General features: G+C 74.3%; 19 protein-coding genes and 1 pseudogene. 11 read left to right on the forward strand and 9 right to left on the reverse strand.

Going from position 1 to position 22985, the window contains the following annotated elements:
- Positions 1-176 precede the first annotated feature (176 nt).
- Complete coding sequence (locus ACIBEA_RS05930) at positions 177-1466, reverse strand: ATP-binding protein (protein WP_399258413.1); 1290 nt, start codon at positions 1464-1466, stop codon at positions 177-179.
- Positions 1467-1653: 187 nt separating this feature from the next.
- Between ACIBEA_RS05930 and ACIBEA_RS05935 the strand changes: the two genes are divergently transcribed.
- Positions 1654-3216 carry a hypothetical protein gene (locus ACIBEA_RS05935; RefSeq protein WP_399258415.1) on the forward strand — a complete coding sequence of 521 codons (1563 nt, stop codon included), beginning with the start codon at positions 1654-1656 and terminating at the stop codon, positions 3214-3216.
- Positions 3217-3322: 106 nt separating this feature from the next.
- The gene (locus tag ACIBEA_RS05940) at positions 3323-4117 is read left to right on the forward strand and encodes a trypsin-like serine peptidase (protein WP_399258416.1); all 795 of its coding nucleotides are present in this window, start codon (positions 3323-3325) and stop codon (positions 4115-4117) included.
- A 58-nt stretch (positions 4118-4175) separates the two neighbouring features.
- On the opposite strand, the gene ACIBEA_RS05945 is transcribed toward ACIBEA_RS05940, so the two are convergent.
- The 3 genes from ACIBEA_RS05945 to ACIBEA_RS05955 form a co-directional block, all read right to left on the reverse strand.
- Complete coding sequence (locus ACIBEA_RS05945) at positions 4176-4676, reverse strand: NUDIX hydrolase (RefSeq protein ID WP_399258418.1); 501 nt, start codon at positions 4674-4676, stop codon at positions 4176-4178.
- A gap of 9 nt (positions 4677-4685) precedes the next feature.
- Positions 4686-6431 (reverse strand): apolipoprotein N-acyltransferase, encoded by a 1746-nt coding sequence (lnt, locus tag ACIBEA_RS05950; protein ID WP_399258420.1) that lies wholly within the window; start codon positions 6429-6431, stop codon positions 4686-4688.
- 76 nt (positions 6432-6507) lie between these two features.
- The gene (locus ACIBEA_RS05955; RefSeq protein ID WP_399258422.1) at positions 6508-7023 is read right to left on the reverse strand and encodes a hypothetical protein; all 516 of its coding nucleotides are present in this window, start codon (positions 7021-7023) and stop codon (positions 6508-6510) included.
- Between the two features lie 207 nt (positions 7024-7230).
- Between ACIBEA_RS05955 and ACIBEA_RS05960 the strand changes: the two genes are divergently transcribed.
- Complete coding sequence (locus tag ACIBEA_RS05960; protein ID WP_399258424.1) at positions 7231-7827, forward strand: TetR/AcrR family transcriptional regulator; 597 nt, start codon at positions 7231-7233, stop codon at positions 7825-7827.
- A complete protein-coding gene (locus ACIBEA_RS05965; protein ID WP_399258426.1) occupies positions 7824-8780 on the forward strand; it encodes an ADP-ribosylglycohydrolase family protein in 957 nt (318 codons plus the stop codon). Before ACIBEA_RS05960 ends, ACIBEA_RS05965 begins: the two co-directional genes overlap by 4 nt.
- A 56-nt stretch (positions 8781-8836) precedes the next feature.
- Here ACIBEA_RS05965 and ACIBEA_RS05970 read toward each other — a convergent pair whose 3' ends face one another.
- Positions 8837-9607 carry a transposase gene (locus ACIBEA_RS05970; RefSeq protein ID WP_399258428.1) on the reverse strand — a complete coding sequence of 257 codons (771 nt, stop codon included), beginning with the start codon at positions 9605-9607 and terminating at the stop codon, positions 8837-8839.
- A 66-nt stretch (positions 9608-9673) separates the two neighbouring features.
- Positions 9674-10471: a glutamate racemase gene (locus ACIBEA_RS05975; protein ID WP_399258431.1), complete on the reverse strand. Its 798-nt coding sequence runs from the start codon at positions 10469-10471 to the stop codon at positions 9674-9676.
- Positions 10472-10635: 164 nt separating this feature from the next.
- Here ACIBEA_RS05975 and ACIBEA_RS05980 point away from each other — a divergent pair, with 164 nt between their 5' ends.
- The 5 genes from ACIBEA_RS05980 to ACIBEA_RS06000 all read left to right on the forward strand — a co-directional run bounded on the left by ACIBEA_RS05980 (position 10636) and on the right by ACIBEA_RS06000 (position 17010).
- On the forward strand, positions 10636-11808 hold the full coding sequence (locus ACIBEA_RS05980; protein ID WP_399258433.1) for a glycosyltransferase: 1173 nt from the start codon (positions 10636-10638) through the stop codon (positions 11806-11808).
- Positions 11809-12045: 237 nt separating this feature from the next.
- Positions 12046-12588, forward strand: coding sequence for a DUF6643 family protein (locus ACIBEA_RS05985; protein ID WP_399258435.1), 543 nt, complete (start codon positions 12046-12048; stop codon positions 12586-12588).
- A 59-nt stretch (positions 12589-12647) separates the two neighbouring features.
- Positions 12648-13472, forward strand: coding sequence for an MOSC domain-containing protein (locus ACIBEA_RS05990; RefSeq protein ID WP_399258437.1), 825 nt, complete (start codon positions 12648-12650; stop codon positions 13470-13472).
- A 316-nt stretch (positions 13473-13788) separates the two neighbouring features.
- Positions 13789-14388 carry a hypothetical protein gene (locus ACIBEA_RS05995; RefSeq protein ID WP_399258439.1) on the forward strand — a complete coding sequence of 200 codons (600 nt, stop codon included), beginning with the start codon at positions 13789-13791 and terminating at the stop codon, positions 14386-14388.
- 129 nt (positions 14389-14517) lie between these two features.
- A complete protein-coding gene (locus ACIBEA_RS06000; RefSeq protein WP_399258441.1) occupies positions 14518-17010 on the forward strand; it encodes a right-handed parallel beta-helix repeat-containing protein in 2493 nt (830 codons plus the stop codon).
- Here ACIBEA_RS06000 and ACIBEA_RS06005 read toward each other — a convergent pair.
- Complete coding sequence (locus ACIBEA_RS06005) at positions 16961-19471, reverse strand: hypothetical protein (protein WP_399258443.1); 2511 nt, start codon at positions 19469-19471, stop codon at positions 16961-16963. The two genes, ACIBEA_RS06000 and ACIBEA_RS06005, sit on opposite strands and share 50 nt — an antisense overlap.
- Before the next feature lie 155 nt (positions 19472-19626).
- On the opposite strand from ACIBEA_RS06005, the gene ACIBEA_RS06010 reads away from it, so the two are divergent.
- Entirely contained in the window at positions 19627-20118 is a 492-nt protein-coding gene (locus ACIBEA_RS06010) for an SRPBCC family protein (RefSeq protein WP_399258445.1), read from the forward strand.
- 70 nt (positions 20119-20188) lie between these two features.
- Here ACIBEA_RS06010 and ACIBEA_RS06015 read toward each other — a convergent pair whose 3' ends face one another.
- Together ACIBEA_RS06015 and ACIBEA_RS06020 are read right to left on the reverse strand one after the other, a co-directional pair.
- A complete protein-coding gene (locus ACIBEA_RS06015; protein WP_399258447.1) occupies positions 20189-20776 on the reverse strand; it encodes a hypothetical protein in 588 nt (195 codons plus the stop codon).
- Between the two features lie 224 nt (positions 20777-21000).
- Entirely contained in the window at positions 21001-22128 is a 1128-nt protein-coding gene (locus ACIBEA_RS06020; protein WP_399258449.1) for a PLP-dependent cysteine synthase family protein, read from the reverse strand.
- A 205-nt stretch (positions 22129-22333) separates the two neighbouring features.
- Between ACIBEA_RS06020 and ACIBEA_RS06025 the strand changes: the two are divergent.
- Positions 22334-22739 (forward strand): annotated as a pseudogene (locus tag ACIBEA_RS06025) (ATP-binding protein); the annotation flags it as partial.
- Positions 22740-22985: the final 246 nt, after the last annotated feature.

The following is a 22985-nucleotide window of genomic DNA, read 5'->3' on the forward strand; positions in this document are numbered from 1 at the left end:
GCCACGTTCCAGCCGGCGTACACCCCAACCGGAACGTGGCCGTCCCGCACGGATGCCAAGTCCGCGCGGGGAGGCCCGTAGCTACTTTGGGGAGCAGCTGCGGGCCGCTTCGTCTTCCGGCACCGGGCATCGGGCACCGGGCTCCGGAGCTCCGGGCTCCGGGGCCGCGGATTCCTTCAGAACCGGGCGTGCGCCGTGATGTCCGCCTCGAACTGTCCCGTCAGCGCCGGGGTCACGGTCGGCCGGCACTGGGCGACGGCGGCCAGGTAGTCCTCGGTGCTCGCGCCGGGCGGCCCGGCCGACGTCCCGCGGATCCCCGTCCCCTCCAGGTCCCGCTCGAAGGACACCTGGGCCGCGAGCCGCGCCGCGTGCTCGATGTCCGCGGGGGTGAACAGCTCGCTCGCCCCGACCAGCGCCGCCACGTCGACGTCCGCGCGGCCCGCCGTGTAGCGGGCCCAGATCGCGGCGCGCGCGCCGGCGTCCGGCGTTCCGATGGGGATGAGGTAGTCGAAGCGGCCGGGCCTGAGGAAGGCCGGGTCCAGCGAGCGGATCGAATTGGTCGCGCAGACCAGCAGCCGCTCCCCGCCCTCGCGGAAGCCGGGTATCAGCTTGAGCAGCTCGTTGGTGACCCCGTGGATCCCGCCGGGCTGCGCGGGCTCGGTGCGTACGGGCGCGATCTCCTCGACCTCGTCGATGAAGACCAGGACCCGTTCCAGTTCGGCGATGCGCGCGAAGGCCCCGCGCAGGGCGGTGGCCAGATTTCCCTCGTCGGCGAGCCGGGAGGGCAGGAGTTCCACGAAGGGCCAGCCGAGGCGGGAGGCGATCGCGCGGGCGAAGGTGGTCTTGCCGGTGCCGGGCGGTCCGAAGAGCGTGATGGCGCGCGGCGGTCGCACCCCGTGCTGGGCGGCCCGTTCCGGTTCGGCGAGCGGCAGCACCACGCGCCGCTCGATCAGGTCCTTCTCCGTCTCCATGCCGGCGACGGCGTCCCAGAGGTCCGACGGCAGGAAGCGGCCGCCCAGCTCGTCGAGGAGCCCGGCCGCCGGGCCGTGCAGCGGCTCGGTCTTCTCGAAGTAGGCGACGGCGGGCTGGCGCGTGTACCCGGCGTTCAGGAGCCCCTCGCCGAGCAGGTCCTCCTCGGGCAGGACGTAGGCGATCCGCCCGACCCGGGCCGCGATCAGCCGCCGCTCCAGCTCCACGAGCAGCGCACTGGCCAGGCCGCGGCCCCGCCAGCCCGCCGAGATCGCGATCCGCATCACCCAGGCCCGCTCCCCCGCGACGCAGGCCAGGGCCGCGCCGATCGGGACGCCCTGGTGGACGGCGACCACGGCGGGCTGGCGCCCGGTGAGGGCGCTGATGCACTCGGCGAGGGAGAAGACGGACTCCTGGCCCAGCTCGGCGGTGGTGTCGATCAGGTGGACGACCGCAGCGAGATCGTTCTCGCGGTAGTCGTGGATGAGCCAGTTCACCGGGTTGCCGCCCCTCGTACGTACTGCTCCTGCGTGCTCCTTGCGGCGAGGCTAGGGGCGGGGACCACGGGCGATCACGTACCGCGGTGCACAACAAGCGGTCGGGAACCCTCCGCCGCGTCCATAGACTGGGCGCACACCTCCCGAACAATCGACCGAGAACCCGAGCACTCCCATGACTTCCGGCATGTCCAGCCCCGCCCGCGCCTCCCGGGCCGGGAGCACTCCGGCCGAGGTCCCGCAGGAGGGGCACCGGTACGCCGCGCGGCTGGTCGTGCTGGTCCCCTTCCTGTGGACCCTGGGGCTCGGCTCGTGGGGCCTCTCCCGGCAGGACAGCGTCTGGCGCGACGAGGCCGCGACCTGGCAGGTGGCCCTGCGCTCCACCGGTGAGATCTGGCACATGCTCGGCAACGTCGACGCCGTGCACGGCCTGTACTACCTGCTGATGCACGGCCTCTTCGAGGTGTTCGGCGCCGGCACGACCACCCTGCGGCTGCCCTCGGTACTGGCGGTCGCGGTCGCGGCGGGCTGCGTGGCGGCCATCGCGCGGCGACTGACCCCGGGGTGGGCCGGCGCCTGGGCGGGGATCGGCGCCGGCACGGCCCTCGGGCTGCTCCCGGCCGTGCAGTTCCAGCTCCAGGAGGGGCGGCCGTACGCCCTCGTCGCGGCCGGGGCCGGGCTCTCGACCCTGCTGCTGGTGGGGCGGCTGGAGGCCGGACCGGACGGGCGGCGCGGCCGGGCGCGCTGGTGGGCGTACGGCGTCACCGTGCTGGTGTGCGCCCTGCTGAACTGGCTCTCGCTGCTGGTCCTGCCCGCCCACGCGGCCACCCTGTGGTGGGTGCGGGCCGGGCGGCCGGTCGTGCTGCGGTGGGCGACGGCCGCGGCGGGGGCGGTGCTGGGGGCGCTGCCGCTGGTCCTGTTCAGCCGGACCCAGTCCGGTCAGGTGTCCTGGATACCGCCGCTGACCTGGTCGATGCTGATCGGCCCGGCGATCTTGCTGGCCATCGGCGCCGTCGGGGCCCTGCTGGACCGGCCGCACGACCGGCCGCATGCCGGGCCGCACGATCGGCGGCGCGACCGGAGGCCGTCGGTCGCCGCCGTCGGGCTGCCGCTGCTGGTGGTGCCCTTCGTGGCGCTGGCCGGGCTGTCGCTGGTGCAGCCCTTGTTCCTCGACCGGTACGTGCTCTTCTCCATGCTGGGGGCGGCCCTGCTGATCGGCGCCGCCCTGGGCGCGGGCGTACGGGCCGCCGCGCGCCGCTCCCCCCGGGCCGCAGCCCTGGTCGTACCGGTGGCGATCACGGGGGCGCTGCTCGCGATGCTGCCCCTGGAGCTGGGCAAGCGGGCCCCCGCCAGCCGGGTGGACGACGTGCTCGCCGTGGCGGACGAGGTGGCCCGGCTGAAGGGCTCCGGGGACGCGGTGCTGTACGTGCCGGCCGCGCGCCGGGACACCGCGCTCGTCTCGCCCCGGCGCTTCGCGGGGCTGGCCGACATCGCGCTCGTCCGGTCCCCGGCCGCGTCGGGGACCCTGAAGGGCGTCGAGGGCGAGGACCCGGCCCGGCTGCGGGCCGCGATGCTCGCGCACCGCCGGATCCTGCTGGTCACGGACGCGGCGACGGTGGCGAAGCCGTCGGGGGCGGAGCGGGACCGGGTGAAGGCCGCGGTGCTCGGGGAGCACTTCGTGCCGGTGGCCGACCGGCAGGTGCGGGGGCGCCGGGTGACGGTCTACGAGCAGAGGTCGGACGCGCGTTAGACCGTCGGGGTTCCACCCGCCGGGTCACGAATTCACAGCGGATTCTTATGGAATCCGAGGCTCCGGGCAAAGGTTCGCGTTACAAGCTCTGAGCATGATCCAGCGCATGCTTCCCCGAAAGGCCCACCGTGCCCGCCGCGCGGCCCGTGCCGTGCTGGCCATCGGCGCGATGTCCGCACTGCTCACGGTGAACATCCCGGACGCTTCGGCGGCGCCGCCCCTGGGGGTGACCGTCCTGGCTCCGGCGGACGGCTCGGCGCAGCGGGTGGGCGCCCTCTTCGCGGGCGGACTGGACGGCGGGCACTACTGCACCGCCTCCGTGGTCCGCAGCGACGGGCACGACGTGATCGCGACCGCCGCGCACTGTCTGGGCGACGTGCGCGACGCCGTGTTCGTGCCGGGCTACCGAGACGGCGCCGCGCCGTACGGCGTGTGGCAGCTCACCGGCCAGTACGTCGATCCCAGCTGGCAGAGCGGGCAGGACCCGGACGCGGACATCTCCTTCGCGACCGTCGCCCCGCTGGAGGGCCGCCGGATCGAGGACGTGGTCGGCGGCTTCCCGGTGATCGCCGAGCAGCCCGACGACGTGACGGTGACGATCGTCGGTTATCCGGCGAGCGAGGAGACCGCGCTGGTCTGCTCCAACGACACCACGATGCAGAGCGACACCCAACGCCGGATCGGCTGCCCCGACCTGACGGGCGGCACCAGCGGCAGCCCGTGGCTGGCGGACGGTGCGCTGGTGGGCGTACTGGGCGGGTACCAGGGCGGCGGCGAGGTCCCGGAGGTCTCCTACAGCGCGGTCATGGGCGACGGCGCGCAGGAGCTGTACCGGGAGGCCGCGGGCCGCGCCGCCGACCCGAGCGTGCACCACTGGACGCGGGACACCTGGTGGTCCTGAGGCTCCCGGCGCCATGGCCGGAGCGGAACCGAGCCGGAGCCGGTGCCTCGGACTCGCCCTAGGGCGAGGGGAAGGCCTGCGCCTCGTCGGGGGCCTCGAACCAGGCCCGTTCCTCGTCCGACAGCGCCCGGTGGATGCGGTCGAGGGCGAAGGGCTCCAGGGGCGGCAGGGCGTCGACGGCGAACCAGGCCACCTCCAGCGATTCCGCGTCGTTCACCCGGGCCTCGCCGCCGATCGCGCGGCAGCGGAAGGTGATGTCGGTGAACTGGCACTCGTCCCCGTTGGGGTAGACCATCCGCGACAGCTGCTGGACCAGGACGACCCGCTCCGGCACGCACCGCACCGCCGTCTCCTCGTACACCTCGCGCACCGCGGTCAGCGCGGGCTGCTCCCCCGGCTCGCAGATGCCGCCGATCACGGACCACTCGCCGGTGTCGGTGCGCCTCCCGAGCAGCACCCGCCCCAGGTCGTCGACGACGATGGCGGTCACGCCGGGCAGCAGGAGCAGCTGGTGCCCGGCGTGCTCACGGATCCTGCGGATGAACTCGGGGGTGCTCATCCCCCGACCCTACGACGCCTTGCCGCGGGCTCCGGCCCGGCGCAGCAGGACCCAGCCGAAACCGCCCGCCGCGAGCGCGAGCAGGGCGTACTCGGGGAGCGGGCCGAACCGGGTGGCCGGGGTCTGCGAGGAACGCAGCGGGATGGTGGCGACGAGCGCGTCCGGGGTGAACATCTTCGTCTGCTGGACGACCTTGCCGTCGGGGTGGATGACGGCGCTCACCCCGCTGGTGACGGGGACGAGGACGGTCCGGCTGTGCTCGACGGCGCGCACCCGGTCCATGGCGAGCTGCTGGTAGGTCATCTCGCTGCGGCCGAAGGTGGCGTTGTTGCTGGGGACGGCGATCACCTGCGCGCCGGCCCGGACGGTGGAGAGCACGGCGTCGTCGAAGGCGGCCTCGTAGCAGGTGACCATGCCGACGTGGCTGCCCGCCATGTCGAAGACCCCCGGCTCCTTGCCGGGACCGAAGTCGCGCCGGACCCGATCCACGTCCGAGCTGAAGATCCGTACGAAGGAGCGCATCGGCATGCGTTCACCGAACGGCTGGATCTTGCGCTTGTCGTAGGTGGACGTGGGCCCCTTGACCGGATCCCAGAGGATCATGGTGTTGCGCAGCGGGCCGGTCTCCGGGGCGATCACCGAGCCGATGGCCACGGGCACCCCGATGGCCTTCACGGCCCGGTCGATCACCGCGTAGGCGTCGGGCTCGGCGAAGGGGTCGAGGTCGGAGGAGTTCTCCGGCCAGACCACGAAGTCGGGCTGCGGCGCACGGCCCGCCCTGACGTCGGCGGCGAGCTGGAGCGTGCGCTTGGCGTGGTTGTCGAGGACCGCGCGGCGCTGGGAGTTGAAGTCGAGCCCTATGGTCGGGACGTTGCCCTGGATGACGGCGGCCACGGCCGTGCCGTCCTCGGCCGCGTCGGAGACCAGCGGGCGGGCGGCGAGGGCGGCGACGAGCGGTACGACGACGCTGAGCGCGGCGACGGCGGCCGCGAGGGCGATGGCCCGCGTGGCGCCGGGGGTCAGCTTGGCGCCAGGGGTCCGCGTGGCGCCAGGTGCTCCTGTGACGTCGGCGCCGGCGCCGGCCGTGGCCGTGGTGCCCGCGGGGTTCTCGGTCCCGGAGTCGTCGGGGTTCGCCCTGCCGAGGGTGCGGCGGGCGAGGGCCACGCTCAGGGCTTCGTACAGCCCGAATCCGAACAGGGCCACGGCGAAGCCGACCAGCGGGGTGCCACCGAGCGCGGCCAGTGGCAGGAAGAATCCGTCGGCCTGACCGAAGGCGATCTTGCCCCAGGGGAAGCCACCGAAGGGGATCCGGGCCCGGACCGCCTCGCCCGCCACCCAGACGGCCGCGGCCCACAGGGGCCAGCCCGGCAACCGCCGGACCAGCGTGATCCCGAGCCCGGTCAGCCCGACGAAGAGCGCCTCCAGCACCGCGAGCGCCAGCCACGGCACCGGGCCGACCTCCTCACCGGTCCAGAAGAGCAGCGGCAGCATGAAGCCGAGCCCGGCCAGCAGCCCGAAGCCGAATCCGGCGCGCGCCCGGCGCACCTGGAGACACCAGCCGAGCAGCGCGAAGGCGACGGGGGCCAGCCACCACAGGGGCCGGGGCGGGAAGCTCAGGTACAGCAGCACCCCGGCCGCCACCGAGCCGCCCGCGCGCAGCAGCCAGGCGATCCGGCGCGCCCGTGGGGACACCGGTTCGCCGGAGGGCACGACGGGGGGCTCGTTCTCGACCGCACGGGTGGCGCTGCTGCTCATCTGGCGGAGTGTACGTCGCCGACCTGGGCCCCGGCCCGTGAGGGCGCGCACCGGGGCCCGGGTGGGCGAGCCGGCGTCAAGGCGTCAGGGCGCGCAGGTGCGTACGGATGACGCGCACCGCGTTCTCCGCGTCGTCGACCGTGACGGTGAAGAGCTTGCCGTCGCCGAGCCTCAGCTCGACGCCCTCGCCACGCCGGACGACGACGGCCGTGCCCTTGTCGGGCCGCCAGCGGTAGCCCCAGCCGCCCCACTGCTGCGGGGTGATGCGGGGGACGAACTCGGCCGCGGTGACCTCGGAGAGCCGGATCCGGCGGCGCGGCAGCCCTATGTGCCCGCAGCGCACTTCCATGTTCTCGGCGTCGACGGTGACGGCGACGTGGACGAAGGCGAGGGTGCCGTAGAGGATCAGCAGCCCGACCGCGAGGCAGCCGACGACCGACATCACCAGCGGGATGATCCCGGCCGTCCATGCGGAGTCGACGGCGAGTTCGATGCCGAGCGCCAGGCAGGCCGCGCCGGCGGCGGCGATCAGCCACTGCACGCGGTTGGAGGCCCGGCCGGTCCAGAGCGGGCCCGGAGGGTGGTCCGTCATGTGTAGCAGCGTACTCACGTTCCGCACGCGCGCCACCGCCTCTCGCCCTTTTGCGGACGGGCCGCACGGCGGTCCGCGTCCGCTCTCCGCCTCCGACCTCGGCCTCCGCTGTCCGCGCCTGCCCGCCGCGCCGCAGGGGCAAACGCGGGACGGGAGCCTGCCGGAAGCGGCCGGGCGCCGCCGGGGCGGTGTCGTTAGGCTGCCCCGGTGAATCTGGAGCGCAGGGAACTGCTGCGGGACGCGGCGCTCGACGTACTGGCGGAGGCGGGTGGCCGCGGGCTGACCCACCGGGCCGTCGACGCGGTCGCCGGGGTGCCGCTCGGCACGGCCAAGAATTATTTCCCCACCCGGGACGCCCTGCTGCGCGCCGTGGCCGAACGGTGCCTGGAGCGCTACCGGGAGCGGGCGGACGCGCTGGCGGGAGCCGGGCCGACCGACCGGGCCGGGGTGGCCGCGCTGCTCGCCGGACTGCTGCGCGAGGTCGCGGGGCCGGGGCGCCCGCGCGTACTGGCCTACCTGGAGCTGCTGGCCGAGAGCGCCCGGCGGCCCTGGCTGGCCGCGCTGCTGGACCCGATCGCCGCCGCCGACTTCGCGGCCCACGCCCACCTGTTGCGCGCGCTGGGGGCGGGCGCCACCGCGGAACGGGCCCGCGCGCTGACCCTCGTCCTGCACGGGGCCCTCCCGCACCTGCTGGCCGGGGCGCCGGGGACGCTGGCCGCGGCCGGGCTGGACGACCTGGACGCTTTCGCCCGGGGCGTGCTGGACGCCGTGTGCCCGGGCGCGCCGACGGAGCACGCCCCGTGAGCCCGGACCGCGCCGACCGCGCCGTGGGAGCCGTCCTCGGCTCGGCGGTCGGGGACGCGCTGGGCGCCCCCTTCGAGTTCGGCCCCCCGGGCGCCTTCTCCGCGCGCTTCCCGACGCCGGGCGGGGGCGGCGAGATGTGCGGGGGCGGCGGCTGGGAGCCGGGTGAGGCGACCGACGACACCCAGATGGCCGTCCTCGTCGGCGCATCGCTGCTGGAGCACGGCGGACTCCGACTGCCGGACATCTTCGGCCGGTTCCAACGGTGGGCGGCGGGCGAACCGAAGGACATCGGGCTACAGACCGAGGACGTACTGACGAACGGCGCGTCCTGGGAACTCGCCGCGGCGCTGCACTTCCAGATCAACGCCCGGGCCGCGGGCAATGGTTCCCTGATGCGGGCGTCGACGTCCGCCGTGTACTTCGCCGCGGACGGGCGGGCCGCGACGATGGAGGCCGCCCGGCGGATCGCGGCGCTCACGCACGGCGACGCGGCGGCCTGGGAGGGCACGGCGGTGCTGCACGAGCTGGTGCGGAGCGCCTTGGAGGGCGAGGACCCGCTCGCCGCCCTGCCCGGGGTGCTCGCAGAGGTGCGTCCCGACCAGCGGGAGCGCTACGCCCGGGTGCTCGCGCCGGACTGGCATCCCGGACTGGCGACCGAGTTCAACGGCGCGGTGTGGCCGTGCCTGGGCACGGCGGTGTGGGCGCTGCGGACGACGACCGGCTTCGAGGAGGCGCTGCGGGCGGCCGTGGACGTCGGCGGCGACACGGACACGGTGGCCGCGGTGACGGGCGTCCTGGCGGGCGCGACGTACGGGTCCGGGGCGGTCCCCGAGCGCTGGGCCGAGCCCCTGCACGTCCCCCTGCCCGGCTTCGGCGACCAGGTCCTGGACACCGACGCCCTGCGGGAGCTGGCCGAAGCCCTCGTCCATGCGCCCCGGCGGCCGGCGGACTAAAGGTTGTTGCAGAAGGGTGGGTGGTGGCAGGCCGGTCTGCTGGTTGGCCTGCTGTTTCACCGGGTCGTGGCGAGGTTGTGCATGGTTGCGACGGATTGGACGGCGTGGTGGAGGCCGTCTCCTTTTTGGCGGCAGTCGCGGAGGATCTTCCAGTTCTTCATGCGGGCGAAGGTGTGCTCGACGCGGGCTCGGACCCGTCGGTGTTCGGCGTTGTCCTCCTCCTGGCCGCGCAGGAGAGGGCGTCCGGCTCGTCTGCGGTGCGGGACGATCAGCCCGGTGCCGAGGTAGGCGCCGTCCGCAATGACGGTCGTCCCAGCCGCCACGGCGGGCAGGTCCGACTCCCGCCAGACGTGAGCGTCTGCCTTGTTCCCGGGTGCCGGGCGGGCGCTCGCGACGACCAGGCGGCTGTCCGCGTCGATGATGACCTGCACGTTCGCCGAGAACCGGTAGTTGCGGGACGAGGCGGCCACCGTACGGTCGTGGACTGGGATCAGGGTGCCGTCCACGATCCACAACCGGCCCACGTCGGCGACGGGCCTCGGCGCCGGCTCCAGCGCGAGGAGCGGACCGAGCCTGTTGATCACCCGGCAGACGGTGGCCGGGGAGATCCCGAAGAGCGGGGCGAGCTGGCGCATCGTGAGGTTCGTCCGGTAGTACACGGCCACCAGCAGCACCCGGTCCGGCAGCGGTAGACACCACGGACGGCCGCCACCGGGACCATCACCGCCCCGCTCCCGCACCACCTTCACCAGCTTCACGAAACGATCCATCCGCAAGCCCGTGAACGTCTCCACCCACAACGGCTCAACCCGCAACACCCCACCCATACCCACAAAATGCCCAGAACTGAGCCTTCTGCAACACCCTTTAGGGCGTGTTTCGAAACAGACGACCTAGCGCCCGGCCGGGGCGTCCTGGGTGGCGGTGAGGAGGCGGCCTTCGGCGTAGCCGAGGGCGGCGGCCGGCAGTTGGCCCGGGCGGCCGCTGTGCAGCACGGTCAGGGTGCCGGTGGGCGGCAGGCCCGGCTCGGGGCGGGCGCCGATGCGGCGCAGCGCCTGGGTGGCGACGGCTTCCGCCGAGCCGTGGTAGACGAGCGCGGCGCCGCCGGTGCGTTCGGCCAGCGCGGCCCGGATGGGGGCCTCGACGAGTTCGTAGTGCGTGCAGCCGAGGACCACGTCGGTGACGTCCGGCGGGGTCAGCGCGGCGGCAGCGGCGACGGCTCGCACGACGGCTTCCGCGTCCCCGTACTCCACGGCGTCGGCCAGTCCGGGGCAGGGGACCTCGGTGACCGGGACGCCCGCGGCGAAGTCGCGGATCAGACCGCGCTGGTAGGGGCTGCCGGTGGTGGCCGGGGTGGCCCAGATGGCGACCCGGCCGCCGCGGGCCGCGGCGGGCTTGATCGCGGGGACCGTGCCGACGACGGGGATCCCCGGCTCCAGCTCGGCCCGCAGGGTGGGCAGGGAGTGCACGGAGGCGGTGTTGCAGGCGACGATCAGGGCCTGCGGTCGCAGCCCGGCAGCGGCGCGCGCGACTTCCAGCGCCCGCCCCGTGAGGTCGTCGGGGGTACGCGGTCCCCAGGGCATGCCGTCGGGGTCGGAGGAGATGACCAGGTCGGCGTCCGGCCGCAGCCGTCGCATCGCGGCGGCCGCCGCGAGGAGGCCGATGCCGGAGTCCATGAGCGCGATCTTCACTTGGTCACCTTAATCGACCCCCGCCCCCGACCGGCCCGCCACACCCCTTTCCGGACGCCGGACCGCCCGCGCACCGGAGCCGGACCGCCCGCGCGTCGGAGCCGGGTCGAAGCGGGCCTGCGTCGGTACGCGACACGCGCGGCCGGTTTCGGCACACTGCGGGGATGGGCCCCCTCAGCATCGCCGCCTGCGTGTCGCTCGCCGTCTGGCTCTGGCTCACCTTCGGCCAGGGCATGTTCTGGCGCACCGACGTCCGGCTGCCGCCGCGCACCCCGCCCGCACGGTGGCCCTCCGTCGCCGTCGTCGTGCCCGCCCGGGACGAGGCCGGGGTGCTGCCCCTGAGCCTTCCCTCGCTGCTCGCCCAGGACTATCCCGGCGAGGCGGAGGTGTTCCTCGTCGACGACGGGAGCACCGACGGCACGGGCGCGCTCGCGCTGGCGCTCGCCAGGGAGCACCCCGGGCTGCCGCTCACCGTCTGCTCCCCGGGCGAGCCGGAGGCCGGGTGGACGGGAAAGCTGTGGGCGGTGCGGCACGGCATCGGCCTCGCACGGGCCGCGGCCGCCGGGGAGCCGGAGTACCTGCTGCTCACCGACGCCGACATCGCGCACGAGCCGGACAGCCTGCGCGAGCTGGTCGCGGCCGCGGTCTCGGCCGACCTCGACCTCGTGTCGCTGATGGCCCGGCTTCGGGTGGTCACCGTCTGGGAGCGCCTGGTCGTACCGGCCTTCGTGTACTTCTTCGCCCAGCTCTACCCCTTCCGTTGGATCAACCGTCCGGCGGGACGGACCGCCGCCGCGGCGGGCGGGTGCGTGCTCCTGCGCACGGAGGCGGCCGTACGGGCGGGCGTACCGGAGTCGATCCGTCAGGCGGTGATCGACGACGTCTCCCTCGCCCGCGCGGTGCGGCGCAGTGGTGGCCGGATCTGGCTGGGGCTGGCGGAGCGGGTGGACAGCGTACGCCCGTACTCGGGGCTCGGTGACCTGTGGCGGATGGTCTCGCGCAGCGCCTACGCGCAGCTGCGGCACCAGCCGTTACTCCTGGTCGGGACGGTGGCGGGGCTGGCGCTCGTCTACCTGGCTCCGCCGGTGACCTGCTGCGCGGGCCTGCTGACCGGGCGGCCGGTGGCCGCGTGGGCGGGCGCCGCGGCCTGGCTGCTGATGGCCGGTACATACCTGCCGATGCTGCGCTATTACCGGCAGTCGGCGGTGCTCGCCCCGCTGTTGCCGCTGACCGCGCTGCTCTACTTGCTGATGACGGTCGACTCGGCGGTCCAGCACTACCGCGGGCGCGGCGCGGCGTGGAAGGGCCGCACCTATGCCCGCCCCAGCGATGCCTGAAACACGTCGCCGTCTGGCCTGAACACGCGTCATGCGAGGTCACAGCGGTGCGCGGTGCGTTCGCCCAACTCCCCTCCAGGGAGGCACGAGTAGGAACAAGAGCGGCTTAAAGCGACGAATCGTGCACGTGAACGTCAAGTGAAAGCCGTGGCGCTGACCTGCGAATATGCAGGTCAGCGCGGTGTTGACGGGACCTCGCTATGGACCCCGTGAAGTCGTGGGCTTAACTTATGTGCCATGACCTCCCCCCGCTCCACTTATGGCGGCGGTTACTACTCCGCGCCCTCCTTCTCGGACACCCCCATCTACGACTCCCTCGTCGCCGAACGCGGCACCCCTCAGATCGCGCCCATCCGCGTGCCGGCCGCCTACGACTCCATGGGCGGCGGCTACCAGGGGCAGAACGCCCCCCAGGGCAACAACGGCTATGCGGGCGGTTACCTGCCCGCCCTGCAGTCCGCCCTGCCCGCGCTGCCCGCGGCTCCCTCCCCGCAGCAGCAGCCCGCCTACGGCTACCCGTACCAACAGCAGGGTGCTCCGCAGCCCATGCCGTTGCAGCACGCGCCCGCGCCGTACATCCCGCAGCAGCAGCCGGCCGGCGCCCGTTCCGGATACGCACCCCAGCCGCAGCAGCCACGGCCGGTGGCCGCGGCTTCCGGTTACGAGGCCATGCGCCCGGCCGCGCCGCGGCCGATGCAGGCCGCGGCTCCGGTTCCCTCCGGCATGCCGTCCGGTTACGAGGACCAGTACGGCCGCCCGTACCAGGGACGCGGCTACTGACGGCGCCCGCGGCACATACCCGCTGGTAAGCCTCCGGGGGCGGCTGGAATGATGCCCCCATGACGAACATGCGCGTCCAGGAACTCCACGTCCATCCCGTCAAATCGGTAGCGGGGACCTCTCCCGATGAGGTGGCCGTGGAGCCCTGGGGCCTCGCCGGGGACCGGCGCTGGGCGGTGATCGACACCGAGGGCAACGTCATCACCCAACGCCAGCAGCCGCGCCTCGCATTGGCCTCGGCCCGCCCGCTGGGGAGCGGCGGGGTCGCGCTGTCGGCTCCCGGGCTGGCGCCCGTGGTGGTGGAACCGCCCGCGCCGGGGCCGCTGGAGCCCGTCGCGCTGTTCGGCAAGAAGATCGACACCGTCGTCGCGGACACGGCCGGCCACGCCTGGTTCACCGAGTACCTCGGTTTCCCGGCCCGGCTGGTACACCTCGACGACCCGGCCGTACGACGGCCCGTGGACCCGGACTACGCACTGCCGGGCGAGACGGTGAGCCTGGCCGACGCCTACCCGCTGCTGGTGGCCACCCTCGCCTCGCTGGACGCGCTCAACGGGCTGATCGCGCAGGGGGACCACGCCGATGAGGGTCCACTGCCGATGAATCGTTTCCGCCCCAACCTGGTGGTGTCCGGCGCCGAGGCGTGGGCCGAGGACGGCTGGAAGCGCGTCGCGATCGGGGACGCCGTCTTCCGCGGGGTCCGCGAGTGCGGCCGGTGCGTGATCACCACCACCGACCAGCGGACCGCCGAGCGCGGCAAGGAACCGCTCAAGACCCTGGCCGCGCACCGACGGATCGGCAAGTCGCTGGCCTTCGGACGGATGCTGGTCCCGGTGCGGCTCGGAACCGTCCGGGTCGGCGACGAGGTCCGGATCCTCGACTGAACACCCGGCGCGAGCGGCGCCCGAGGGCGGCCCTAGCGGGCGCCACGAGGCTGTGCCGACCCGCCCGGATCCGGTCCGAGCCCATCCGACCGCATCCGGACTGACACCTTCGGGCGGCTCCCCACAGGAACGGGAACCGGGCGGCCCCGCGGTGCCGTTGTGCCGAATGAGACGTGTGCCGACCCGTCGTCCGACTGACCACCGGATCGGGTGACACACCTCTCGCGAGTCCCGGAATGCGCGTCCTCGGGACATGGGCGAGGCTTGGACGTGCAGGCAGACGGAGGCAAGGGGGTGCCCGACCGTGTGGACGGCAATGGGAGTCTGGCGTTGGCGGCGCAACCCGCTGCGCCGGCAGACGGATCTGATCGAGGCGTGGGTGGCCTTCGCCGCTCTGGTGTGCGTGTTGGTGGTGGTGCCGGCCGTCGGCTGGACGGCCGGTCTGCGCGTGGACGTGACGTTGCAGCGCGCCGCGCGCGAGCAACAGCAGGAGCGGTACCTGATCCCGGCGGTCGTGGTGCGGCCCGCCGGTGATTCGCTCGGCGGATCGGCCGCCGATCCCACCGCGCAACGGCAGTCGCCGCAGCGGACGCAGGTCGTCGCCGCGTGGACCGCGCCCGACGGCACCAACCATCAGGGAACGGTCCCGGCAGCGCAGGAACCACCGCGCCAGGGCGATCACTTCCGGATATGGACCGACCACCACGGCCGGCTCGTGGGCCACCCACTGGATCCCTCCACCGCCGCCGTGCACGCCGCTCTGGCGGGCCTGGCCGCCGCGATCAGCGCGGCCGCGCTCGTGGAGACGCTCCGGCGCATGGTCGTACGCCGCCTCATGCATCGGCGGTACTTGCGGCTGGACAGGGCCTGGGCAGCGGCCGGGCCCGACTGGGGCAGAGCGGGTGCGGGCAGCTGACCTGGCAACTCACCGGGCCCGCGCGCGCTACGGTGGACCGGCCGGTGCGGACACGGTCGCGAACGCGGGCCGACGACCGCCGGTGAAGTCGCTTCGGCACGAGCACGAGGGTGGGGGCACGGCAGCACGATGGCACAGGGCACGGTCCAGGTGACGCACGGCGGACCTTCGCGATGGCGGCGCCGCTCCGGTGAGTATCCGACACTGACCGCCGCGCTGGCGGCCGCGGGTGACGGGGACGTCCTGTCCATCGCCCCCGGGACCTACCGCGAGAACCTGGTGCTGCACCATGCCGTCACGCTGCGCGGGCCCGAGGGCGGGCTGGGATCGGTGCGCATCGCCCCGCCCGACGGGGTGGCGCTCACCGTCCGGGCCTCGGCGATCGTGCAGGACCTGCACCTGGAGGGACAGGACCGGGCCGCGCCCGCCCTGCTCGTCGAGGACGGCTCCCCCGAGCTGACCGACCTGCGGGTGAGCACCCGGTCCGCGGCCGGCATCGAGGTGCGCGGCGGAGCCCGCCCGGTGGTGCGCCGGTGCACCGTCGAGAACCCGACGGGCGTCGGCATCTCCGTGCTCGACGGCGGTGGCGGGGTGTTCGAGGAGTGCGAGGTGGTGGCAGCCGGGCAGACGGGCGTCTCGGTGCGCGGCGGCGGCCACCCGCGCCTGGAGCGCTGCCGGATCCACCACAGCACCGGCGCGGGCATCGGCGTCACGGGCGAGGGCTCGGGCCTGGACGCGCTGGGCTGCGAGGTCTACGAGATCAAGGGCACCGGGGTGCAGATCGCCGCCCGGGCCACGGCCCGGCTCACCGACTGCTCCGTGCACCGCACCTCCGCGGACGGGGTCACGCTCGACACCGACGCGGTGCTGACGCTGGCGGGCTGCGACATCCACGACATCCCCGAGAACGCGGTCGACCTGCGTTCCCGTTCGGTGCTGACCCTCAGCCGCACCACCGTGCGTCGTTTCGGTCGCAACGGCCTGTCGGTGTGGGACCCGGGCACCCGGGTGGACGCCGAGTCCTGCGAGATCCACGACAGTACGGGCGACTACCCGGCGGTGTGGATCAGCGACGGGGCGACGGCGTCCCTCGACTCGTGCCGGGTGCACGACGTACCGGACGCGCTCTTCGTCCTGGACCGGGGTTCGCGCGTCGACGTGGTCGACAGCGACCTGTCCCAGGTGCGCAACACCGCCGTCTCCGTCAGCGACGGCGCCACCGCACAACTCGACGACTGCCGGATCCGCGAGGCCGCGACCGGGGCCTGGTTCCGCGACCACGGGAGCGGCGGCACCCTGGCCAACTGCACCATCGACTCGGTGCAGACGGGCGTGATCGTCACCAAGGGCGCCGATCCCGCGCTGGAGCGCTGCACCGTCAGCTCGGCCGCCGAGGCCGGCTTCTACGTCTCGGCGGGCGGCCGGGGCACCTTCCACGCCTGCCGGGTGAGCGGCAGCTCGGGTTTCGGCTTCCATGTGATCGACGGCTGCCGGACCTCGCTGACCCGCTGCCACACCGAGCGCTGCTCCCGCGGGGGCTACGAGTTCGCCGAGGAGGGCCCGCTCTCCGAGGACTGCACGAGCGACGAGGCCGCCGTGCGCGCCGGGGTCCTGGGCACGGCGTCCGCCGCGGGCGCGGGGGCCGGTACCGGCGCGGGCGCGGGCGCGCGGGGCGGCGTACCGCTGACGGTGACGACGACTCCGGCCGGTGCGGGAGGCAGCGGCGCCCACGGCACACACTCGGAGACCCCGGTTCCGGGACAGCGGGCCACCGACGGCGAAGGGCAGTCCGGTGCGGCGGCCCGCGGCTCCGGCGAGGTGCTCGGGCAGCTCGACGCCCTGGTGGGCCTGGACAGCGTCAAGCGCGAGGTCCGCGCCCTGACGGACATGATCGAGGTCGGCCGACGCCGGCAGCGGGCCGGCCTCAAGGCCGCCTCCGTCCGCCGCCACCTGGTCTTCACCGGCTCCCCCGGTACCGGCAAGACCACCGTCGCCCGCCTCTACGGGGAGATCCTGGCCTCGCTCGGGGTGCTGGAGCGGGGGCACCTGGTCGAGGTGTCCCGGGTGGACCTGGTCGGCGAGCACATCGGGTCCACGGCCATCCGTACCCAGGAGGCCTTCGACCGGGCGAGGGGCGGCGTCCTCTTCATCGACGAGGCGTACGCGCTGGCCCCCGAGGACTCGGGCCGGGACTTCGGGCGCGAGGCGATCGACACGCTGGTGAAGCTGATGGAGGACCACCGGGAAGCGGTGGTGGTCATCGTCGCCGGCTACACGGCGGAGATGGACCGCTTCCTGACGGTCAACCCCGGGGTGGCCTCGCGGTTCTCCCGGACCATCACCTTCGGCGACTACGGCCCGCACGAGCTGCTGCGGATCGTGGAACAGCAGGCGGAGGAGCACGAGTACCGCCTCGGCGAGGGCACCGTCGAGGCCCTGCTGACCTACTTCACCGAGCTGCCGAAGGGTGCGGCCTTCGGCAACGGCCGCACCGCCCGCCAGACCTTCGAGTCGATGGTCGAGCGGCACGCGGGGCGGGTGGCCCAGCTGTCGGAGCCGACCACCGACGACCTCACCCTGCTGTTCGTGGCGGACCTTCCGCTGCTCCCCTCCCCCTGCTGAGCCCCTCCTCGACGCGCTCCTCGGCGTCCACCGGGCGGTCCGCTAGGACGAGGCGGGCCAGCAGCGCGGCCCGTTCGGCGGCGAAGGCCGGGTCCGCCTGGTAGTCGGAGTGCCCGAGGACGGGTGCGGGCAAGGGGTGCAGGGCGGTACGTCCGTAGGCGACCGGATCGGGCAGCGGCCCCCGGTCCACGTCCCGCTCCCCCGCCTCCAGGACCGGCCCGCCGATCGGGTCGGTGGCACGCCAGAGGTTGCGCCAGCACTCCACCTCGCGGTGCAGGGCGGCGAGCGGGCCGGGCCCGAAGTACGCGGGGAACCAGCGCCCGTAGAGCCGGGCCAGCGGTGAGCCGTACGTCAGCAGCGCGACCCGGCGGCGCACCTGCGGCGGCAGCTGCCAGACGGCGGCGGCCGCGAGCACGCTGCCTTGGGAGTGACCAGAGAGGACCAGTCGGCCGCCGGTCCGCTCGGTCCAGGTGGTCATCCTCCAGGTCAGGTCGGGCACGGCGCGCTCGGCGTAACAGGGCGGGGCGAAGGGGTGCGCCGCCCGGGGCCAAAAGGTGCCCACGTCCCAGAGGATGCCGATGGTCCGGCGGGCCGAGGCGTCCTTGTAGGCGCGGCGGCCCAGGGTGACGAACAGGACGAAGCCGAAGCCGACCAGCCAGGAGCCGGCGTCCTGCGCGCCCCGGGCGGCGTCCTCCAGAACGGGCGTGGCGTGCCGGGCGGCTTCACCCGGGACCCGCCCGCTGAGCCAGGCACCGGCGACGGCGCCCGCGCCGAGGACCAGCGTGACGGTGGAGACCGCGCCGATGAACCACGGCGCCGAGTCGGTGAGCGCCGCGGCGGCCCGGGCCCCCGCGATCCGGCGGCTGCGCGCCCGGTCCGGCCGGGCCCCCGGGTACTCGGCGGCGACCGTCGCGGCCGTGGCGCGCCGGGCCCGGGCGCCGCGCACCGCGAACCAGCTCGCGGCCAGGAGCAACACCAGGAGCAGCGGCGGCAGGACGGCGGCCTGCCAGGACAGCAGCACGGGCGGTCCCGCCAACGCGCCGGCCCCCGCGAAAACGCCCCCCACCGCCCCCGTGCCCGCCTCCGCACCGGGCGCCGGGGTTCCGGTCTCCCCGAGCCAGTCGCCCACCCGCTGCGCGACCCCGGCGGACATCACCCCGCCCAGCGCGCACGCGAGCATCGCCACGGCCGGGCCGCCCAGCCCGTGCAGCACGCCTCCCGCGCCCCGGCGGTGCAGGTGCAGGGCGACGGCCGAGAGGGCCAGGACGCAGCCGCCCTGGGCGAGCGCGAGCCATCCGAAGACGAGGTCCCCCGGGAGCCGTCCCGTGGAGGTCCACCCCGGCCGGGACCAGCAGGCGTAGCAGAGCACGGCGGCCAGCACGGCCAGCGCGCACCCCGGCAGCCAGGTGACCACCGCGCGGTCCACGCGCTGGTCGGCCCGCGATTCGGAGCGACCGCGCCGGCAGACGACCCAGAGCACCACGGCGCCGCCCGCCACGAGCAGGGCCTGCGCGATCCGGCCCGGTCCGGCCGGAAGACCGACTCCGGCCGCGTGGGCGTCGTAGCGCAGGGTCGGCACGGCGACGGCCGCCGCGACCGTCAGCAACCCCGCGGCGGTGTGGGCGGCCCGCAGCCGGGCCACGATCCGTCGCCCGTACCAGAATCCGGGTCGGCCGAGCGCGGGGGCGCCGCCCTCCGCGTCCTCCTCCGCCTCGTCGGGGTCGGGGGCGGTCGGGGGCGGCGGCTGGGCTTCGTAGGCGCTCCACGTGCGGTTCGAGAGGTACCAGAGCAGCCAGGTCAGCCCGGCCGGGACCAGGGCGCCCAGGGCGAGGCGCCGCCCCGGCTGCGACCACCAGCCGCCGCGCTCGGGCGAGAGGACCGCGAGCCAGGAGCGGGACGCGGCGCAGTGCGGCGAGCCCGCGCACTGCCAGGCGAAGAGGTCGAGGGAGACCTCGCAGGCCGCGGCGATCAGCAGCACGGTGAGGCTCAGCGCGACGACCCGCACAAGGACGCCGTACGCGCGCACCGCGCGGGCGGACCCGGCGGGCGCGGGCGGCCGGGCCCAGTGCGCGAGGTTGGCCACCATGAACGGCAGGAGCAGCAGCCACAGCGCCCGGGCCCCGTTCCCCGAGGTGAGCCGGGACCAGCAGTAGACCTCGGGCACCGGGCGGCCGGTGTAGCGCTCGGGGTGAGCCTCGGCGTCGGCGTCGTCGCTGCGCCGGAAGACGGCGGCGGTGGAGTCCCCGGTGACGCGGACGGTGCGCGGATCGCCGAGCAGTTCCTCGGGCGCGGCGCCCGCGACCCCGTGGACGAGCAGTTCGAGCGCGAGCGGCCCGGCGACGGGGACGGGGGCGAGGACGGGGGCGGGGGCGGGATCGGGGCCGGCGACCTGGTCGGGAGGAAGGGGGTCCGGGGCGGGCGAAGGGGCGGGGCGGGGACGGGGCGTGGGGATGTCCGGCACGATGGCCTCCACTCTCGGGGCGCGGCGCCACGGAACCAGCATCCCGCGCGCGGAGCGCACTGCCCAGTACCCGGAGGGCTGACGCAGACATCTGACGGTGGGACAGATATGGTGACGCGCACGCGTGTTCCCTCTCACCGCCAGGGAGTTCCGTCATGGCCCGCCGACTGCGCCCCGTGGGGCTGGACTTCGCCGAGACCGCGCCCGTACGCCTGGTGTACACCGCCCGAGCGACCGCCCCGCCGGAATCGGTGTACCGGGCGCTGGCGGAGGAGGTGACGGGGTGGCCGTCCTGGTTCCGGGCGGTGACCCTCGCCCGACCGACGCACGGCGGCGCGGGGCGGGAGATCAAGCTGCTGGGAGGAGTGCGCTTCCAGGAGACGATCATGGCGGCGGACGCCGAGCGCCGGTACGCCTACCGGGTCGACCAGACCAACGTCCCCGGCATGCACGCCCTGTTGGAGGAGTGGCTGCTGACCGCGTCCGGCTCCGGCACGCAGATCCGGTGGACCTTCGCCGCGGACGGCTCCGCCCTGTTCCGGCTGGGCCTGGCCGCCGCCCGGCCGGGCCTGGGGCACTCGTTCCGCACGGCCGTCCGGACCCTGGACGCCCGACTGGCCGCGGCGCAGCGCTCCGCGGGACAGTAGGTCTCCGCGGGACAGTAGGTCTCCGCGGGGCGGCGGGCTTCCGCGGGGCGGCGTACGGGCCCGCGCGCCCTCAGGTCGTCGGGTACCGGTCGACCAGGTCCGCGTACCCACCCGCTCCCCACACGCGGGTCCGGAACTCCCGCAGGTTCAGGGATGGTCCGCGGTCCTCACCGGCGCGGGCGAAGTACACGCCCGCGCACCGGGCGCAGAACCACCCCTCGGACCAGAGGGCTTCGGCGGCGGACCGACCCCGGGCGGTGCGCCGGCGGCGGGCCGCCTCCACCCGGCCGACGGCGAAGAACAGGGCCGCGGCCGCGAGGAGCGCGATCCCCGAGATCCAGGCGAGGTGCGCCATGGGGAGTTCGGTCACGAACCGCCTTTCGCCGCGGTCCTGTTCGACCCACCAGCCGCCGGACTCACGACCGAACCAGCCGCCCGCGATCGCACCCCACAGGAACGTACCGAGCGATACCAGGACGAGAGTGCCGCCCAGGCACCCGACGGAGTCGGTGGCCGGGTCCGGCGGCACCGGGGCGAGGCCCTTGGCCAGCGCCGAATTCCCTTCGCGGACGGACGTCTTGCGGGCGCCGTCGCCGTCGGTCCACTCGTCGCGGGTGGTGGCCTTCGCCGCCAGGTAGGCGGCGGCGACACCCGTCACCTCGTCGTCACGCCCGCACCGCGGGCAACACAGCGGTCCGGCGCCCGAAACGGCCGCATCATCCGCACTGCCCGTATCGGCCGCACCATGCGCACTGCCCGCACTGCCCGCACCGTCCCTACCCGCCATGACTCCCCCGGGGCTCGTTCGTGATCACGCGTCGGCCCAGCGTAATCAGCCGACGCGGCCCCGCCCAGGGCCCGTTCGTCAGGGTCTCGGTACGGTCAGGCCACGGGCTCGTACCAACCGCCCGAGGCCAGCAGGGCCTCGATGGTCCTGGCGTAGGGGGCCAGGTCCAGGCCCTGGGCGACCACCCACTCGTCCGAGTAGTACTTGTCGAGGTAACGGTCGCCCGGGTCGCAGAGCAGGGTGACGACGCTGCCCGTGCGTCCCTCGGCCACCATCTCCGCGATGATCTTCAGCGCGCTCCACAGGCCGGTGCCCGTGGAACCGCCGGCCTTGCGGCCGATGGCCTGCTCCAGCGCGCGGCAGGCCGCCACGCTCGCCGCGTCCGGCACCTTCATCATCCGGTCGATCGCGCCGGGCACGAAGCTCGGCTCCATGCGCGGGCGGCCGATGCCCTCGATGCGCGAGCCGCAGTCGCTGCTCGCGTCCGGGTCGTGGTGCGTCCAGCCGTCGAAGAAGCAGGAGTTCTCCGGGTCCGGTACGCAGATGCGGGTGTCGTGCTGCATGTAGTGCACGTAGCGGGCGATCGTCGCCGAGGTGCCGCCGGTGCCGGCGGTGGCCACGATCCAGGTGGGCTCGGGGTACCGCTCCAGGCGCAGCTGCTGGTAGATCGATTCTGCAATGTTGTTGTTGCCCCGCCAGTCGGTGGCGCGCTCGGCGTAGGTGAACTGGTCCATGTAGTGGCCGCCGGTCTGCGCGGCGAGGAGCGCCGACTCCTCGTACATCTTCATCGAGTCGTCGACGAAGTGGCATGCACCGCCGTGGAATTCGATCAGCCGACACTTCTCCGGGCTGGTCGTGCGCGGCATCACGGCGATGAACGGGACGCCGATCAGCTTGGCGAAGTACGCCTCGGAGACCGCGGTGGAGCCCGAGGACGCCTCGATCACCGGACGGCCGGGCCTGATCCAGCCGTTGCACAGGGCGTAGAGGAACAGCGACCGGGCGAGGCGGTGCTTGAGCGAGCCCGTCGGGTGGGTGGACTCGTCCTTGAGGTAGAGGTCGATGCCCCACTCCTCCGGGAGGGGGAAGCGCAGCAGGTGCGTGTCGGCGGAGCGGTTGGCGTCCGCCTGGACCTTGCGGACGGCTTCTTTCAGCCAGGCCCGGTAGTCGGCGTCGCTTCGGTCGACGTCGACGGTGGTGCCCGTCGTACCGGTGGTGCTCATGCGCCTTGCTCCTCTGTGCGTGCCGTGTCTCTGCCTCCCCCGCTTTCGCAATGTACCCCCCTCACCTGCACAAACAGTCACTTTGGGGTTCCATGCGGATGCCTTTTGGTTGCCTTCGGTTGCATGCCGGCGCACGGTGGGTGACTCTGGTGGGGCGTCACAGAGGGTGCAGCACCCGTAACACTCATGTCGGGGAGTCGCAGCCGTGATCAGTCCTCCACGCAGGCACTGCGTCGTCGCATTGCAGGCCATGCCACAGCGGATCGGCCAGGTCCGCCGAATCGTTTCTGCACAACTGCGCCACTGGCAGCTCGATCCGCTCATAGACCGGGCTGCGCTCGGCGTGACGGAGCTGCTCAGCAACGTCCACCGCCACGCGCAGCCGGACAAGGCGTGCCGGGTCGAAATCGAGCTGCGGCTCGGCAGACTCACGGTCTCGGTCCACGACAGCGATCCCAGACTGCCCGTGGCCCGGGACGCGGACCCGCTGGAGACCTGTGGCCGCGGCCTCGCGCTCATAGCTGCGGTCAGCGAGTCCTGGGGCTCCCGGCCGCAGCCGGACAGCCGGGGCAAGGTGGTCTGGTTCTCGCTCCGCGCGGCACCGGCGGCCACCGCGCCCGCGCCTCCGGTGCGGATCCGTCCCGTGCCGCTACGACGGCCGACGGCGCCGCCGGTCACCCTCGCGACCGGCGTCACCGCACCGCCCGCCCAGCAGCCGGCCCACGAGCCCGCCCAGCAGCCCGCACGGCACCCGGCCCGGCCGCCGTCGCGGCCACCGGCCGGGCCACCCGCGGATCCGGTCGTCGAGCCGTCCGTGGAACCGCTGCCGCATCCGGTGGCGGTGCCCGTAGCGGTGC

It is taken from the genome of Streptomyces sp. NPDC051555, assembly GCF_044454405.1.
Taxonomy (GTDB): Bacteria; Actinomycetota; Actinomycetes; order Streptomycetales; family Streptomycetaceae; genus Streptomyces.